At 52.7% G+C, this 16,294-nt stretch carries 14 protein-coding genes; 11 read left to right on the top strand and 3 right to left on the bottom strand.

What is annotated here, in order from left to right:
• Positions 1–4: 4 nt before the first annotated feature.
• Positions 5–745 (bottom strand): ABC transporter ATP-binding protein, encoded by a 741-nt coding sequence (locus tag ACR0CW_RS15945; protein ID WP_480788557.1) that lies wholly within the window; start codon positions 743–745, stop codon positions 5–7.
• 513 nt (positions 746–1,258) lie between these two features.
• On the opposite strand from ACR0CW_RS15945, the gene ACR0CW_RS15940 reads away from it, so the two are divergent.
• The gene (locus tag ACR0CW_RS15940; RefSeq protein ID WP_480788556.1) at positions 1,259–1,594 is read left to right on the top strand and encodes a hypothetical protein; all 336 of its coding nucleotides are present in this window, start codon (positions 1,259–1,261) and stop codon (positions 1,592–1,594) included.
• A 33-nt stretch (positions 1,595–1,627) separates the two neighbouring features.
• On the opposite strand, the gene ACR0CW_RS15935 is transcribed toward ACR0CW_RS15940, so the two are convergent.
• Positions 1,628–2,962, bottom strand: a complete 1,335-nt coding sequence (locus ACR0CW_RS15935) for a tetratricopeptide repeat protein (RefSeq protein ID WP_480788555.1) — start codon at positions 2,960–2,962, stop codon at positions 1,628–1,630.
• Between the two features lie 165 nt (positions 2,963–3,127).
• On the opposite strand from ACR0CW_RS15935, the gene gntH reads away from it, so the two are divergent.
• The 9 genes from gntH (at position 3,128) to ACR0CW_RS15890 (ending at position 14,112) form a co-directional block, all read left to right on the top strand.
• Positions 3,128–4,459, top strand: coding sequence for a guanitoxin biosynthesis MBL fold metallo-hydrolase GntH (gntH, locus tag ACR0CW_RS15930; protein WP_480788554.1), 1,332 nt, complete (start codon positions 3,128–3,130; stop codon positions 4,457–4,459).
• Between the two features lie 113 nt (positions 4,460–4,572).
• Positions 4,573–5,334: a hypothetical protein gene (locus ACR0CW_RS15925; protein WP_480788553.1), complete on the top strand. Its 762-nt coding sequence runs from the start codon at positions 4,573–4,575 to the stop codon at positions 5,332–5,334.
• A gap of 88 nt (positions 5,335–5,422) precedes the next feature.
• Positions 5,423–7,054 (top strand): hypothetical protein, encoded by a 1,632-nt coding sequence (locus tag ACR0CW_RS15920; protein ID WP_480788552.1) that lies wholly within the window; start codon positions 5,423–5,425, stop codon positions 7,052–7,054.
• A 4-nt stretch (positions 7,055–7,058) separates the two neighbouring features.
• A complete protein-coding gene (locus ACR0CW_RS15915) occupies positions 7,059–8,318 on the top strand; it encodes a HupE/UreJ family protein (RefSeq protein WP_480788551.1) in 1,260 nt (419 codons plus the stop codon).
• A gap of 570 nt (positions 8,319–8,888) precedes the next feature.
• Positions 8,889–10,235, top strand: a complete 1,347-nt coding sequence (locus tag ACR0CW_RS15910) for a substrate-binding protein (protein WP_155147997.1) — start codon at positions 8,889–8,891, stop codon at positions 10,233–10,235.
• Positions 10,236–10,340: 105 nt separating this feature from the next.
• Entirely contained in the window at positions 10,341–11,372 is a 1,032-nt protein-coding gene (locus ACR0CW_RS15905; protein ID WP_480744404.1) for a branched-chain amino acid ABC transporter permease, read from the top strand.
• Between the two features lie 3 nt (positions 11,373–11,375).
• Entirely contained in the window at positions 11,376–12,581 is a 1,206-nt protein-coding gene (locus tag ACR0CW_RS15900; protein ID WP_155147994.1) for a branched-chain amino acid ABC transporter permease, read from the top strand.
• A gap of 10 nt (positions 12,582–12,591) precedes the next feature.
• Complete coding sequence (locus tag ACR0CW_RS15895; RefSeq protein ID WP_155147991.1) at positions 12,592–13,347, top strand: ABC transporter ATP-binding protein; 756 nt, start codon at positions 12,592–12,594, stop codon at positions 13,345–13,347.
• A gap of 9 nt (positions 13,348–13,356) precedes the next feature.
• On the top strand, positions 13,357–14,112 hold the full coding sequence (locus tag ACR0CW_RS15890) for an ABC transporter ATP-binding protein (protein WP_155147989.1): 756 nt from the start codon (positions 13,357–13,359) through the stop codon (positions 14,110–14,112).
• A gap of 79 nt (positions 14,113–14,191) precedes the next feature.
• On the opposite strand, the gene ACR0CW_RS15885 is transcribed toward ACR0CW_RS15890, so the two are convergent.
• Complete coding sequence (locus ACR0CW_RS15885) at positions 14,192–15,070, bottom strand: AraC family transcriptional regulator (RefSeq protein ID WP_480788550.1); 879 nt, start codon at positions 15,068–15,070, stop codon at positions 14,192–14,194.
• Positions 15,071–15,208: 138 nt separating this feature from the next.
• Between ACR0CW_RS15885 and ACR0CW_RS15880 the strand changes: the two genes are divergently transcribed.
• Positions 15,209–16,189: an aldo/keto reductase gene (locus ACR0CW_RS15880; protein ID WP_480788549.1), complete on the top strand. Its 981-nt coding sequence runs from the start codon at positions 15,209–15,211 to the stop codon at positions 16,187–16,189.
• Positions 16,190–16,294 lie beyond the last annotated feature (105 nt).

The following is a 16,294-nucleotide window of genomic DNA, read 5'->3' as shown; positions in this document are numbered from 1 at the left end:
ATTTTTAAACTTCAGCCATTTCTTTGTCTTGGGTGATGCTGAAATACGCCTCTTCTAGGGCCGAATTACTGTCGGTCTCGCCGACCTCGCTCAGCACGTCGCTCATCGTGCCAAACCTGCGGCACTCACCAAGGTTCAACACCATAATATGCGTGCACAAGTTCTCGAACAGGCTCAAAAGATGCGAGCTGATGATGATGGCGGCACCAGAACGCGCACGTTCTCGGATCGCCTGCTGGATGCCCCGAATCCCCTGCGGATCAAGCCCCGTCAGAGGCTCATCGAACAGGATCACCTTGGGATCGTGCAAAAAGGCACAGGCGATCGCCACCTTTTGGCGCATACCGCGAGACAAGTTATGGACGAGCGTATCGCGCTTATGGGTAAGCTCGAAGGACACAAGAAGCGCTTCGGCGGTTTCCTCAAAATCAGCGAGTCGGTAAGCCGCCGCAGTAAAGGCCAGATGTTCCCAGACCGTCATGGTGTCAAAAAGCCGTGGGTCATCAGGAATATAACCAATGTTCCGTTTGGCTTCGATCGGCTCGCGTACGATGTCATGGCCCGCAACCAAGAGGCGCCCCGAGGTCGGAGGGACAATTCCGCACAAGGCACGTAGGGTCGTCGTCTTGCCTGCACCATTCGAACCAACCAGCCCGAGGATTTGGCCGGGTTCAACCGAAAAGCTAAGGTTCTTCACGGCCGTGAAGCCTTTGTATTGTTTGCTGAAGTTCGTGACTCTGATCATGTGCTCGTTGCTCGAGATTCTCTGGTTTGCAGCCAACTTGGCGGGCTGACATGGGCTCCAACACCACTCAAGTCATCGAAATTTTGGACTAATTCATGTCAATTCTAAGTCCAAAACTGTTTTTCAAGTCATTTACTATGCCCATAGCTGAATGAAACAGTGGAAATACGTAGTTAGCGCACTGGGATGTGCTAAAGGTTGCATCGATTTGCTACCAAAAGAAGTGGCGAATTCTGACTACTGACCTTCCAAAGCTGACAATTGGTTGTCACACCTGAATACCTGCGAAGTCCTGCGTTTTGTGAGTTCGCAAGTATCCCGATGTTACAGATGCAGTGAAGGTCCGGTTTAGCAGGCCGCGCCGCAGCATAGAGACCATGTGGTGAAGGTCCGCATTGGACCGTACTTGCATCGCACAGCGCCCCCTACAGCGAACGTGCGGCACCGCATCTAAGGTCAGCCCCGAGCCCTCTCTACCAATTGATTGACCAGTAATCTCACAGACGATAGTAAGTGTTCCATGGAAAACACTACGATCATCACAATGACTTGGTGGCTGGCCTCCTGACAGGGTGGCCGGATTACCAAACGTATTCCGAGGCCGCCGCATGGGCGGCCTTTTGTTTTCCGAGCCTCCCGATGCGCCGCCTCCATTTTCTTGAGAAGACGCAAACGAACAAACCAACCATTCTGACAGGTGACCGCACCACGGGGCCGCTTCACATCGGACACTATGCAGGCTCGCTTGCAAACCGGCTGCGCTATCAGGACAGTCATGAACAATTTCTGCTGCTGGCGGATAGGTGGAGTGAGTTTCGACTTGAGCACCCACACACGGAAAAACTATGACCTTGGCACCGCTATCAGCCGTCGTTCATCACCCTATCGGACAAGGCTTACCCATCCCTGTTTTCGTAACTCGCGTAGCACGGCTTCTGCGTTCTCGACGTCTTTGTGGATACTTTTGAGTATCGCGTCTATTGGCGCGTCCGGCCATGCACGCTCAAGTTCAGCCAGCTTGGCTTTAGCCGCTTGGTCTTGCCCCATGGCTGACAGCGCTGCCGTCACATAAGCCAAAGAAGGAGCGCTAAGCGGATCGCCAAGTTGCTTAGCCTCTTCAAAGCGCTCTACCGTTGTTTGATATTCACCCAGATGAAAGTGCGTCGCGCCCGAAATGTTTCGATTGGCAAACCTCTGGTTGCTGGGATCCAGCAACGTGAGCCTGTCTGCGGTCTCGATAGCCTCCTCGAATGCGCCGGAAAACAAAGCCACAGCGCCAAGAAAGTCGAGAACCGCTCCATCATTCGGATCAAGTTTTGAGGCCCGTCTACCGAGTTGCAAAGCTGCGTCGTAATCGCGATTGGCGAAAAAGGCCCAGCTTTTAGCGGACTGGCTCCAGGCTTGGTCCGGAGCAAGGCTAACTGCTTGGTTCGCCAGCTTCATGGCGGCATCAGCGTATTCGGTCTTGGCATCGGACGGTGGAGTTATCACCGCAAGGGACGCGAGTGCCTGCGCTGCACCCGCATATCCGCCGAAATACTCTGGGTCGATTTCGATCACGCCTTCGAACACGGTGAGAACCAATAACTGGCGCTGTTGGTCGAAGATCGGAAATATCATTGTCCGCGCCTGTTGCGCCAAATTGAACGCTTGTAGTGCGGCCGGGGATTTTTCGTAAATTGCAGCGCGCTGCAAGTACGCGTTCGAGTCACCTGCAGGCAAACCGCCCACTTCAGCAGAAGCAGTTTCCTGTCCATCTTGGGCAAGACCGACTGCGACCAATGCACCAACGAAAGCCCCTATTGCGAACGCGCCTATGGGTAGTCCAAAACGTTTAACTTCAGTCGAGATTGATACTGTACCGATGCCTGAAACGGCTTCGAAACGCGGCCTATATCCACCGCTATCGATACACAGTCGTACTGGATCACCTTTTCCAATACCTTCGTAATGCAGTTCCAAGAACTGGCGAAGCCGCCGAGCATCGACGCGAACGATGTTCTCCGGATCAGTTCCCTCCGAGGTATCGCGGTCGTAAACATCTTGAGCGATAGTCTTGCTGCGGATTTCCTCGCCGCGCCCAGCGAGTTCTTCCTCGACGATGTACGTCAGGAACGCCTGAAGTCTATCGGATCCATCTAGATGAGCGTCAGCAAGCAACCTGCCTAAGGCAGCGCGTTTCTCACCGTCCGAAACGATTTCAGGATGCCGTACCATATTCGTATTTTTGCAATTATCGGTGCGTGAGTCACCCCGTTATTCACCGTGAGTCACTTACGTGTATGTTCCCTAAGCCTCAGGCTTGTAACCAAAACAGCGGGCCGGAGCGCGAAAATCCGCATTTCCAGCTTGCCAAACCACCAAGCGACTGGAGGATGACACATGGCTCAACATCTGAATTACAGGAGTCTTAGCAAGCACTTCGCAATTGGTGTGATGTTTGGCGCTTGGGCTGTCTCCCCTCAAGCGATTACCGACGCGGTATTTGATGTAGTTGCCCCCTCGGCAGCATACGCGCAGGAAACAGAAGAGGTTTCTCCGACGATGGTGCGTGATCGCCCGCGCGATGTGTACTATCCCAATACCGAAGATCTCGCCGAAGACGAGATGCGAGTAATTGCCTGCGGAACCGGAATGCCTACAACGCGGGCTGCTCAGGCTGCTGCGTGTTTCCTTGTGGAACTGGGCAATGGAGACAAATTCTTGTTCGACATTGGTTCGGGATCGGCCGAGCGAATTTCTTCCCTGCAAATCCCGTACAATTATTTGGACAAGGTTTTCATCGGCCATCTGCATACTGACCATTTCGGCGCGTTGCATGACCTGTTCATCGGTGGAGCGTTGATGGGCAGAAATGTTCCGTTGCGGGTTTGGGGGCCAAGCGGTCCTGTGGAAGAGTTAGGGACAGCCTATGCGCTTGAAAATATGCGTCGGATGTTGACCTGGGATCTGGCCGCGCGTGCCGGTAATACAGATTTTCGCGGATACAGCTTGGAAATCAACGAATTCGACTACAAAGGTGAAAACCAAGTGGTCTACGAGAACAATGGTGTAACGATCCGGTCCTTTCCAGCAATCCACGCAATTGATGGCTCGGTTAGTTATGCTTTGGAGTGGAATGGGCTGAAATTTGTGTTCAGCTCGGACACCTATCCGAACAAATGGTTCAAAGAATACGCAAAGAATGCAGATCTCGCGATCCACGAGTGTTTCATCGCCGTACCTGAACTGGTCACCAAAATGAAGTTTACACCTGAATCGGCACTATTGGTCGGAACCCAAGTCCACACAGCACCTGAAGCCTTTGGAAAGGTGATGAGTGACATCCAACCAAGATTGGCCGTCGCGTATCATTTCTTTAACGATTTCGACACGGTCAACTCGGTCTACCAGCGTATTCGATCAACCTATGACGGCCCGCTCAGTCTGGCAGACGACTTTATGGTATGGAACGTCACCAAGGACGACATAATCATCCGTATGGCCGCAACCGAAGAAAGAACTTGGGCACCTCCATTGGCTGCTCCGGCGCAAGCACCAGACATGCAGGATCGAGTCAATTTCTCTGAAAAAGCTGGTGTGCCGCAAGATGTTCTCACGTTCTCAGAGTTCACTCTCGGGGGTGTTGACGACGTGGATGACGTCTTGCGACCGATCTACGAGGAAGCGTCAGAGGTGTTGGGCCAAGAGTTCCCGTATCCCGGCGATCAATAAAGTCAAATTTGACCGGCGCGACTGCAACACGCGCCGGCTTTACCTAAATCTGATCGGGTTTCCTTATGCGACACACATCTTTGATTTATCGCCATTTGGTTTGTGTGGGTTGGTTGACTATAGCGACATCCCATGCGGCGAGCGCTCAATCTCTTGCGCGTTCAGAAGATGATGAAGGCGGGTGGCGACATTCCATTACGCCCTATCTGTTCCTGCCGCTCAGCACGACGGGTACATCAACAATTGATGGTACAAGCGTCGATCTGGATCTGAGCCTGAGCGAGGTACTCGATGTTCTCCAAGGTGCCGCCTCAGTGCGCTACGAAGGTTGGAACGGAGACTTTGGGATCATCTCTGAACTCTACTATGTAAGGCTTGGTGAAGACGGAACTCTACCGGGCGGAAGAGCAGGCGTTGATGTTGATGTCCGGCAGACCTTTGTAAACGTTCAGGGGGCTTACCGGTTCGCAAACGGGGTCCTTGCTTCGGGCCGACGCTATGCAGCAGACGCCGCAATTGGCGTTCAGTGGAACCGACTTAAACAAGAGATCAACATTGCAGGCCCCGGACCCGGCGTAACGCTGGGCGGAACGGAAGATTGGTTCGAGCCAATGATCGCACTCCGCTATGCGATGGAAATCAACGAGAAATGGAGTTTCGCCAGTCGCGCTGAACTGAGTGGTTTCGGCGTGAATGGCGATGACCTGCAATATCTGCTTCTGGCTGGTTTTGACTGGAAAGGCTGGGAGAACACGTCCCTGCGGTTTGGCTATCAGTTCTATGGAATTGACTATTCCACTGACCGCTCGGGCGGGGAGTTTGCCTATGATGTTGACCAGAATGGTATCTATGCTGCCGTCGCGTTCCATTTCTAAGATTGGAGAATGCGGCACAATATGCGTTTGGTTGGGCTCGGTGCTCGCCAGTCTTACGTTTAGCGCGAACCAATCGATTGCTGACCTCGTGTCCCCCTACGGCGGGGAAACCGCCCCAAACTTTGTCGAGCTTTCGGTGCAGCCCGATCATGTGCGAGTAACCCTTGAGGTCGATTTGAACGACTATCCCATATTCGTCATTCCAGACGATGGTTCGGGTACGACACTGGCCGAGCGTACGGGTCGAAACCTTCAGATCTGGGCAGACGAAGAGGAACTGACCAGCACAACGAATACGATTGATGTACGCCCCAGAATTTCCCGGCAAACTGCAGCGAGCGCTCAGTTTCGACCGCGACCACGCAGCGAAAATGTCGTCTTCGTGGATATGGAGTTTCCGTTCAATGGCAAGCCTGAACGGATCACATTCATTCCCCCCCTAAGTCCAGACGGGATCCCCCTGGCTTCACTCGGCGTTGTGGTCGAGCACATGGGCGTTCCGGTGACAGACTATCGTTACCTTTCTCAGGCTGAGACAATGCTGCCAGATTGGGATGATCCTTGGTTTAGCAAATTTGAGAACCCAAACCTCACCCGCCACCACAAGTCTCCAATGATGTCGTTCTTGGCCATGGAACCGCGTGTCGTCCGGCACGAGATCATATTGCGTTTGAAAGACTTCGAAACTTGGGCGGATTTGGACTTTGAAGGCGCAGAGCGATTAACCTCAGATGATGTCGCCAGGATCAAGTCTGGCGTATCGGACTTTCTTGCGACTAGAAACCCGCTCGCCGTAGACGACAAGCCGATGAAACCGGAAACGGTGCAGGTTTCACGTATCAAAGTTGGTGCCGAAGGTTTGCGTGCTCTTCCGGATGAAGCAGAGGCTAACCGAAAGACGATGCTATTGGGTGTTGTCCTTTCCTATCCGGTTGAGACCTTGCCGAGCCGAGTTGACCTGGCTTGGGAGCTTTTCCCAGATGGTCTGGAAGTTATTCCGATCACCCTCTCCGATCCGGCAGGGGCGGTTCCCTCGCAGATTTATGCATCCGATCCTGTTATAAGTTGGAACAATCATCTGACAACTTGGGTTAATCCGAAAACGAGCCCGGTCGTCGTCAAAGTCGCAGGTGTAGCTCAGGTGCCTTCGCTTGCGTTCGGCTTAGGTTTTCTGTGTTTGGTATGCGCCTATTATTCGTCGCAACGTGCAAACGGTCAGCGTCTGATCTTGCTTGGCCTGACCGGGGCATTCGGTGCCGCTGCGATTGTCACTTACTCACTGAACAACTTGTCGACAGCGCCTGAGCCGGATGAGATCGCGACGCATCAAATCGTAGAAGGCCTTTTGACCAACATCGGAACCACGATGCTTGAGACGCGAGATGACAATACCGTGGCGGCGATGGAGCCATATGTCGAAGCAATCAATCGCGAAAAGGTTCAAGCAGAGATGCGTCGTGGCTTGTCGGTTACCCTGCCCTCTGGCGCCTTGGCACGAGTCGAAGCGATTTCAGACCTGAACGTCGAAAGCTTCTCGCCCGGCGAAGACAGACATCAGCATCAGGCCCTCGCCAATTGGACTGCCCGTGTAAGCGGAGGTCATTGGGGGCACCTACACAGGCAAACGGTTTCTTATCGCGGCTTGCTAGACGTTTCGCAGCATGGCGACCATTGGATGCTTGATGAGCTGACGATTATCAGCGCCAAAACAGGAGGGTAATTCTGTGGTAGTGGTTAGATTGTTTTTTGCCACGTTCCTGTTTGCCATGATCTTTTTGTGCGCAGGCAGAGCAGAGGCGCATTTCAATCTAAACCAGAATGTCCGCATTCATCATGTGGCCCATTCGGAAGATGGCTTAGATGTCTATTTGCGCCTTCCGATGCCGTATCTGGTTGCGGAACTCGTCGGTCCCGAAGGCCCGGACGGTTTGCCCGAACCAGCTCCTTACACATACAATCTGATCGAAGATGGGGTGCTGATGCACTACTTGGATCAGGTCGCGTTGCAAAAAGATCCAACCCGCTTGGCTCGTATTGCTGAAAACGGCTTTGTGCTATCTATCGACGGTCACCAACAAACATCAGAAATCGTCTCGATAAGACTGCATCCGTCGGGACAAGAACCCGGCTTTGCCACGCTTGATGAGGCGCGTTCAGCACTTGCGCCAAGAGATGTGTTTCCAACAACCGAGGAGATTTATGTTGGCGAGGTGATGGTTGACGTACATCTGCGCTTTGTGACGGGAGAAGTTGGAGCATACAGTTTATCCTACACTTCTGATCCGGGACTTCCTGAACAAGAAGAAACGGCGAACCTGATTCTCGACTATAACGGACAGGATGTTCGGACATTTCGTGCGCGGGGCCTGATGCATACCCCGTTCGAAGTTTCCGGATCGGCAACCGCAGCCGCTTCGACCTTCTTTGTCGAAGGTATTCGGCATATTTTGGAAGGTCCCGATCACGTTCTGTTTGTGCTTTGCATGATCATCGGTGCATTGAACTTGCACAGCCTTCTCGCCCGCGTCACAGGCTTTACCTTGGGCCACACGGTAACACTAATTTTGGGTTTTTTCGGCTTCGCGCCGAGCGGAGCGTGGTTCATCCCAACTGTCGAACTGGCAATAGCACTTTCAATTATCTACGCTGCTGCGATGGCGGTTTGGCCACCAGAGAAAGGACATGGCGACCTGAAGGCTTTTGCCATCACGTCCGGGATTGGGTTGCTGCACGGGTTTGGTTTCTCCTTCATGTTGCATCAAATTCTACGAGTTGATGCACCAAACGTTTGGCACAGCTTGCTGGCCTTCAATGTTGGAGTAGAGGCTGGACAAGTCATGATCGTTCTACTGGTCTGGCCCCTGGTGTTGTTGCTGCGTAAACAACCAGGTCGCATCTGGGTCAGCTCTCGCGCTGTCGTTGCCGCGTGCGCAAGTTTAATCGCAATGGTTTGGGTAGTGGAAAGGGCAGAGTTCTTTCTCTGATCCTTGCGTTTGTTGACATGAATCACGTTAGCCGCTGGTCGTCCGATACGTGGTTTTTGCCGCTGTACGGTAAGTTTCTTTACGCATCGTTTAATCTGCGAAGTTTACTTGCGAATATCCGCTTCGGGCTGTGACAGGTCGCCGAACAACAATGCAGCGAAATGCGGCATGGAGCCCAAAACAGGCAAATGATAAATCAGGCTCCTTTGACGGCAGACCCCAGCCTCTGTGAACATCTAGTATCAAACTGAAACAGAAAATACTGCCTCGCACTTGCGAATTAGCCTCAGCTTCTGCCCACTAAAGCGTGCGAAGCCATTCAGGACAAAGCACTAGGAATAGCTTTTTTGCACCTAACTGTCAGGAATCATATTAGTTAGCACTACCAGTCAGCAAAAAATTTACAGATATAGCTGCAATTGGTGAATAAATTTACAAAATTTTATTTCAAATCCAGCAATTTGTTGTGAAATTTTCCTTCGGCTTTCCATTATTGATTTGCACATAAGTGCGCTTTCGTCTGCTGGAAGAGGAGCCAAATGACGAAAGAAAGGGAAATGGGAGGAATTAATGACCAATAAATCTGTCACACGCCGCGGCGTGTTGAAGTCTGGTGCCGTCGCAGGTACCGGTCTGGCCCTGCCTACGATCTTCACGGCTTCGTCGGCTGCTGCTTACACCAACGAACCAACCGGAGGGTCCGTAACCCTGGGCTTCAATGTTCCCCAGACTGGGCCGTATGCTGAAGAGGGTAACGACGAGTTGCTGGCGCAACAGCTGGCCGTCGAACATCTCAATGGTGAGGGAGATGGCGGTTGCTTGAACACCTTCACCTCGAAGGCACTGAAGGGCAACGGTATCCTTGGCAAGAAGGTCGAGTTCGTCACAGGCGACACGCAGACCAAGTCAGACGCTGCGCGTGCATCGGCAAAATCGATGATCGAAAAAGACGGCGCCATCATGATCAATGGCGGTTCGTCATCGGGCGTGGCCGTTGCTGTGCAGGGCCTCTGTCAAGAAGCAGGTGTGATCTTCATGGCGGGCCTAACCCACGCCAACGACACGACTGGCAAAGACAAGAAGGCCAATGGTTTCCGCCATTTCTTCAACGCCTACATGTCGGGTGCTGCCCTTGCACCGGTGCTGGCCGCCGAGATGGGCAATGAGCGCCGCGCCTATCACCTGACGGCTGACTACAACTGGGGTTGGACTCAGGAAGAGTCCATTGTTGCCTCGACAGAAGCTTTGGGATGGGAAACGGTCAACACTGTCAAAACGCCGCTCGCGTCCACGGACTTTTCGTCCTACATCACTCCGGTTTTGAATTCGGGCGCTGATGTTCTGGTTCTGAACCACTACGGCGGCAACATGGTGAACTCGCTCACCAACGCTATTCAGTTCGGCCTGCTTGACAAGGTGGCCAACGGCAAAGACTTCAAGATCGTCGTTCCGCTGTATTCGGAACTGATGGCCGCTGGTGCAGGCGAGAACATCAAAGGCGTGCTGGGTTCGATGAACTGGAACTGGCAGCTGCAAGATGAGGGCACCAAGGCCTTTGTGAAGTCGTTTGGTGAAAAGTACGGCAAACCGCCGTCCAACTCTGCACAGACCTGCTATGCACAAGTTCTGCTTTATGCGGATGCCTGTGAGCGTGCTGGTACATTTAACCCGTGCGGCGTTGTCGAAGCTCTGGAAGACTTCGAGTTTGACGGTTTGGGCAACGGTCCGACCTGGTACCGCGGTGCGGACCACCAGTGCTTCAAAGACGTGTTGGTCGTTCGTGGCAACGAGAACCCGACCAACGCCTATGACACTCTGGAAATCGTCGAGATCACGCCGCGCGCGCAGGTCGAATACGACCCCGAGCATCCGATGTTCGCCGGTGGCTCACTGGGTGAGTGTAACCCGGGCGCGTAAGTCCTCGTGTCTAAGTCTGGCTGCCAGGAAGGTGGCCAGACACCTTCAACAGGGCTGATCCTGTTAACCACTTAATTCACACTGACCAACCCTGAGGTGGGGCCAATGGACGCCATCCTATTGCAAATTTTGAACGGTCTGGACAAAGGGTCGGCCTATGCGTTGATTGCGCTGGGGCTGACGCTTATTTTTGGAACACTGGGCGTTGTGAACTTTGCCCACGGGGCACTGTTCATGATCGGTGCGTTCTGTGCCGTTACTCTGCAAAAGCTCATGAACCTGAGCTTTGTGACCATCGACGAGAGCCAGACCGACTTCTTGGGCAACCCACTGAAGGTTGAAACACCCTACGTCGAGGCTTGGTTCGGCCCAGAGACCGGTGCGGCGATCATCGATTGGTCTGTTCCACTGGCTGTCCTGTTTGCGATCCCGATCATGTTGGCAGTGGGCTACGTGATGGAACGCGGGTTGATTAAGCACTTCTACAAGCGCCCTCACGCTGACCAGATCCTTGTGACGTTTGGCCTAGCGATCGTGTTGCAGGAAATCGTAAAGTATTTCTTCGGTGCCAATCCAATCCAAACTCCACCGCCTGACGCGCTGAGCGGTTCTATCGACCTTGGCACAATGGTTGGATTTGACCCCAACGCCATAATCTATCCAATTTGGCGTCTGGTTTACTTCGGATTTGCCGTCGCGATCATCGGTGCTGTTTTCTCATTCCTGCAATTCACCACGTTCGGCATGGTCGTGCGCGCCGGAATGGCGGATCGCGAGACCGTAGGCTTGTTGGGAATAAACATCGACCGGCGCTTTACGATCATGTTCGGTATCGCTGCCGCAGTGGCCGGTTTGGCCGGTGTAATGTACGGGCCGCTGAACCCGCCAAATTATCACATGGGGATGGACTTTCTGGTTCTTAGCTTTGTTGTGGTTGTTGTCGGCGGCATGGGCTCGCTGCCCGGAGCCGTGCTGGCTGGCTTTCTACTGGGCATCCTGGAGAGTTTTGCTTCAACAACCTGGGCCACCACGACAATCCCTGGGATCAACCAAATCATCATCTACCTTGTTGCCATCATTGTGCTTCTGACACGCCCACGCGGGTTGATGGGACGCAAAGGCGTGATGGAGGAATAATCGATGTTTGGACTGAACAAAAAAGACACCAGCCTTCTGATCATCGTCGGCCTTCTCACTCTGCTGGCCCCATTCATCCTGAACCCGTTCCCAGAAGGCAGCGCCATGGCGCAATTTAACGCGGGTTATCCGGACTTGATGCAGCGTTTCGTGATTTTTGGCATCTTTGCCATCGGGTTCAACATCCTATTCGGCCTTACAGGATACCTGTCATTCGGTCACGCAGCCTTTTTAGGTGTCGGATCGTATTCAGCGGTATGGATGTTCAAGTTGCTGAGCTACAATATCATTCCAGCGATCGCACTCAGCGTTGTGGTTGCCGGGGTGTTCTCACTGCTGATTGGTTATGTCAGTCTGCGCCGGTCGGGCATCTACTTTTCGATCCTGACTCTGGCCTTTGCGCAGATGAGTTTTGCGTTGGCCTACTCTGTCTTGTCGAACCCCAAGTTCAACCTAACCAACGGGGAAACCGGTCTGCAGGTTTACGCAGACGATCCGCAAATCTTGCAAGGCGCCAACTCACCGGACCTGCCGCATCTATTCGGGCTGCCGATGCGCGCAACCTATACAATGGACGTGGGAGCGTGGAGCTTTGATTTTAATGCGGGATACTATCTATGTGCGATAATCATGATGATGGTATTCTATCTGTCCATCCGCATCTTCCGCTCACCTTTTGGCATGATGCTACGGGCGGTCAAATCAAACCAGCAACGGATGAGCTATACCGGCCTAAATTCAAAGCCGTACACATTGGCGGCGTTTGTAATCTCTGGCATGTATGCCGGTTTAGCTGGTGGCCTGATGGCGGCAATGGATCCGCTGGCAGGCGCAGAGCGTATGCAGTGGACCGCTTCGGGTGAAGTCGTTCTGATGACGATCCTGGGTGGTACAGGCACTTTGATCGGTCCAGTACTGGGTGCAGGTTTCATCAAATATTTCGAGAATATTTTCTCGAAGATCAATGACAACGTGTTGCACAGTTGGTTTGCTTTCCTGCCTGACGGTTTGGAGGACGCGGTAGTGTTCGTGATCCATCCGTTCATTGGAAAAGGTTGGCATCTGACGCTCGGCATCCTTTTCATGCTGGTCGTTATCTACTTGCCAGGTGGTCTTGTCGAAGGTGGCCAGCGTTTGCTTAACCGGATCAAGCGCAAGAAATCAAAAGCCGACGATGCAACGTCAGGCAAAACGGAACCGGCGGAATAAGGGGCGCGCCATGGCAATTCTAAGAGTCAAAGACGTCAGCAAGCGCTTCGGCGGTCTCAAGGCACTAACGGACGTAAATCTCAGTGTTGAGGAAAACTCGGTTCACGCGATCATCGGACCCAATGGTGCCGGCAAGTCGACTTTACTAAATTGTCTGGTGGGCAAGCTTATGCCAGACACCGGTTCCGTATTGTTCGACAACGCCTCGGTGTTGGGGCGTGAACCCTACCAGATCAACCAGATGGGTATTAGTCGCGTGTTCCAGACGCCGGAGATTTTTGGTGAGCTGACAGTGATGGAGAACATGTTGATCCCGATTTTTGCAATGCGGGACGGTGCATTCCGAATGCATGCATATGAGACCATCGCAAACGAGCGCGACATCGTCGATCAAGCCGAAGCCATGCTGGAAGAGATGAATATGGCAGACAAACGCGAAATGCATGCTGCCTCGCTGTCGCGCGGTGACAAGCGGCGGCTTGAGATTGGCATGTGCCTCAGCCAAAATCCGCGGCTACTTCTACTGGATGAACCCACGGCTGGGATGGCGAGGGCGGATACCAACAACACGATCGACCTGCTGAAACAGATCAAAGATGAGCGCGACATCACCATCGCAATCATCGAGCATGACATGCATGTGGTCTTCAGCCTTGCCGAACGCATCACTGTTCTGGCTCAGGGTACACCCCTGGTTGAAGATACTCCTGAAAACATCCGCGGTAACCCCAAGGTTCGCGAGGCCTATCTAGGCGAGGCTGCGTAAGGAAAAGCTATGAACGAGAAACCTGACTTTTCGAAAAACGCCAATTTGGCCAGCACGGCCCCTGCGTTTCTCTCCGTTTGGGATATGCACTCCTACTATGGAGAAAGCTACATCGTGCAAGGCGTCAGCTTCAACGTGCACGAAGGTGAAATTCTTGCTCTTCTCGGGCGCAACGGCGCGGGTAAAACCTCAACACTTCGTTCGATCGCGAGAGTTGGAGAGCCTGAAGTAAGACATGGTGAAATCTGGCTTGACCATAAGCCGTTACACAACATGACTAGCTACGAAGCCGCCGCGGCAGGCCTTGGTCTGGTACCGGAAGACAGGCGAATTATTCCCGGCCTGACTGTTGAAGAAAACCTGCAGCTTGCTCAGATTGCCCCGCCAATCGGATGGTCACTGGAACGGCTTTACGAACTGTTCCCGCGTTTGGGTGAGCGTAGAAAACAAGAGGGAATTACACTGTCAGGAGGCGAACAGCAGATGCTGTCAATCGCCAGAGCCTTGGCGAGGGACATCAAGGTCTTACTCTTGGATGAACCATATGAGGGACTGGCTCCTGTCATTGTCGATGAAATCGAAAAGACCCTTATTCACGTTAAGCAACAGGGTATGACCACGATCATTGTTGAGCAAAACGCCGTACGCGCTTTGGAGTTGGCGGACCGTGCGATCATACTAGATACCGGGACCATTGTATTTGATGGTACGGCGAAAGAGGTGCTTGAGGACACCAATCTCCGTGAAGAGTATCTAGCAATCTAGTTCGCATATTTCGCGCTAATCAGGCCAAAAGGGCAGACTTAAAACGCCTCCAAAGCACTTGTTTGCTTCGGAGGTAAGTTTACTGACTTGCGCAAACCTTCGCCAATTCTCGTGCCGCAGCAGCATCTTGAAGCGGCGGTAATCCAAATAGTCGTCGATATTCGCGGCTGAATTGGGACGTGCTTTCATAGCCTACACGGTAAGCCACCGACGCAGCGTTGCCTTCACGGGCGACCAGATAACGCTTGGCTTCATGCAGCCGGAACTGCTTTTGATATTGGAGTGGGCTGATACCTGCGACTTTCTTAAAGCGACGGTGGAAGGTCGTAAGGCTCATGCCCGCCAATTCAGCCAATTCACGGACCTCCAATCGTTCGGCATGATGTTGGCGTATGAATTCCATCGTCTGACGAATGCGGGATAGATCGGAATCTGCTGTGCCAATTTGACGTAAGAATGGACCCATTGGTCCAACGAGAAACCTGTACAGAAGTTCTTGCTCATACAGAGGTCCAAGCGCTTGTATTTCATCTGGACGGTCGAGCATACCCAACAGTCTGCCCCAAGTTTCAATCAGCAATTCAGAAGCTGACTGCAACCCAAAGCTTTGATTGCCCGAGTGTTCAGATACCGGGGCTTTTCGCATCGCGTCAGCGAGTTTGGTTGTATTGATCGTTAAAGCAAGCGCCAGAAAAGGTTCGCTGACAGATGCGTGGATGACTTGTCCGAGCGCCGACAATTCTGCTGCTATCATCAGGCAAGAGCCACCCGAGTAATCCAGCACCTTTTCCCCGATGATGGTGCGTTTTTCGCCTTGTAAAATCAGGCAAACGCTTGGCTCGTATATGAGTGGGATCAACTCTGTAGGCTGGTCCAGCTTATGTATTTCCAAGTCAGGAATCGCAGATGAGCCTGCATGTTTCAACGCAAGCTCTTTGAGATCGGATAGCTGTTTCATGCAAGGAATAAGGCGATTCCTATGTGGACAGTCAATATCGTGACAGAAATAGGCAATGATTGCACAAGATCAGGCAGGGACGACCCTTTCTCCATGCCCATATGCTCCACAACGATCAATCAAGAATGGAGTATTGATATGAAAAAGCGACAACTGGGCAGCCAGGGACTTGAGGTATCCGCCCTCGGCTATGGTGCGATGGGGGTGACGTCTTTCTATGGAACAAGTGATGAGGCGTCCGCCCTTGCCGCTGTCCAGAAAGCCTATGATTTAGGGGTTACCTTCTTCGACACAGCAGAATTGTACGGCTGGGGTGAGAATGAAAAATTCATTGGCCGCGCGGTCAAAGAGTTTCGCGATGACATCGTGATCGCAACCAAGTTCGGATTCTCACCCGATCCTGACGGCGGTTTGAGCATCGGTTTGAACAGCACCCCCGAGAACATTCGCAAGGTAACTGAAAACAGCCTGCGCTTTCTCGATACTGACCGCATTGATCTACTCTATCAGCACCGGCCAGACCCAAATGTTCCGATTGAAGACGTTGCAGGCACCGTCGATGATCTCATCAAAGAAGGCAAAGTGCTGCATTTCGGGCTAAGTGAAGCGGGTGAGAAAACACTCCGACGCGCCCATGCTGTACATCCCGTCGCAGCATTACAAACAGAGTATTCTCTCTTTGCTCGGGATGTAGAAGTACTGTTTCCGGTGCTGCACGAACTCGGGATTGGTTTTGTTCCCTATTCGCCACTAGGGCGCGGGTTCCTGACAGGTCACGCAAAACCTGCGGGCGACTATGAAGAGACCGATTTCCGAAAGTTTGACCCACGTTGGCAGCCTGGCAACTATGAAAAGAACGTTGACGCGGTCGAACAACTCAAAGCGCTCGCCAAAACGAAAAACGCATCTGTCTCACAACTTGCGCTGGCGTGGCTTTTGGCACAAGGCGACAACATCGCTCCTATCCCAGGTACACGTAGTCAGGAACGCCTGACAGAAAACGTCGGTGCGGCAGAACTTGATCTGAATGCTGATGACTTGAAAGCTATCGCGGAAATCCTTCCAAAGGGAGGATTTGGTGCGCGATACGCAGAAGCGTTCATGCCGCAGTGGGACTAATCTCGCGCTCAGCGAGTAACTTTGTCTGACTTGAGTTCACTGCTGAAAATTAAGACAGCGGTCATCGGTGGTAAGTACGATGGCCGCTTTGTCCCGCTATTCGGA

It is taken from the genome of Ruegeria sp. CH6, assembly GCF_056537005.1.
The sequence above is the reverse complement of the archived record's forward strand: the minus strand, read 5'-3'. Positions and strand labels throughout refer to the sequence as shown.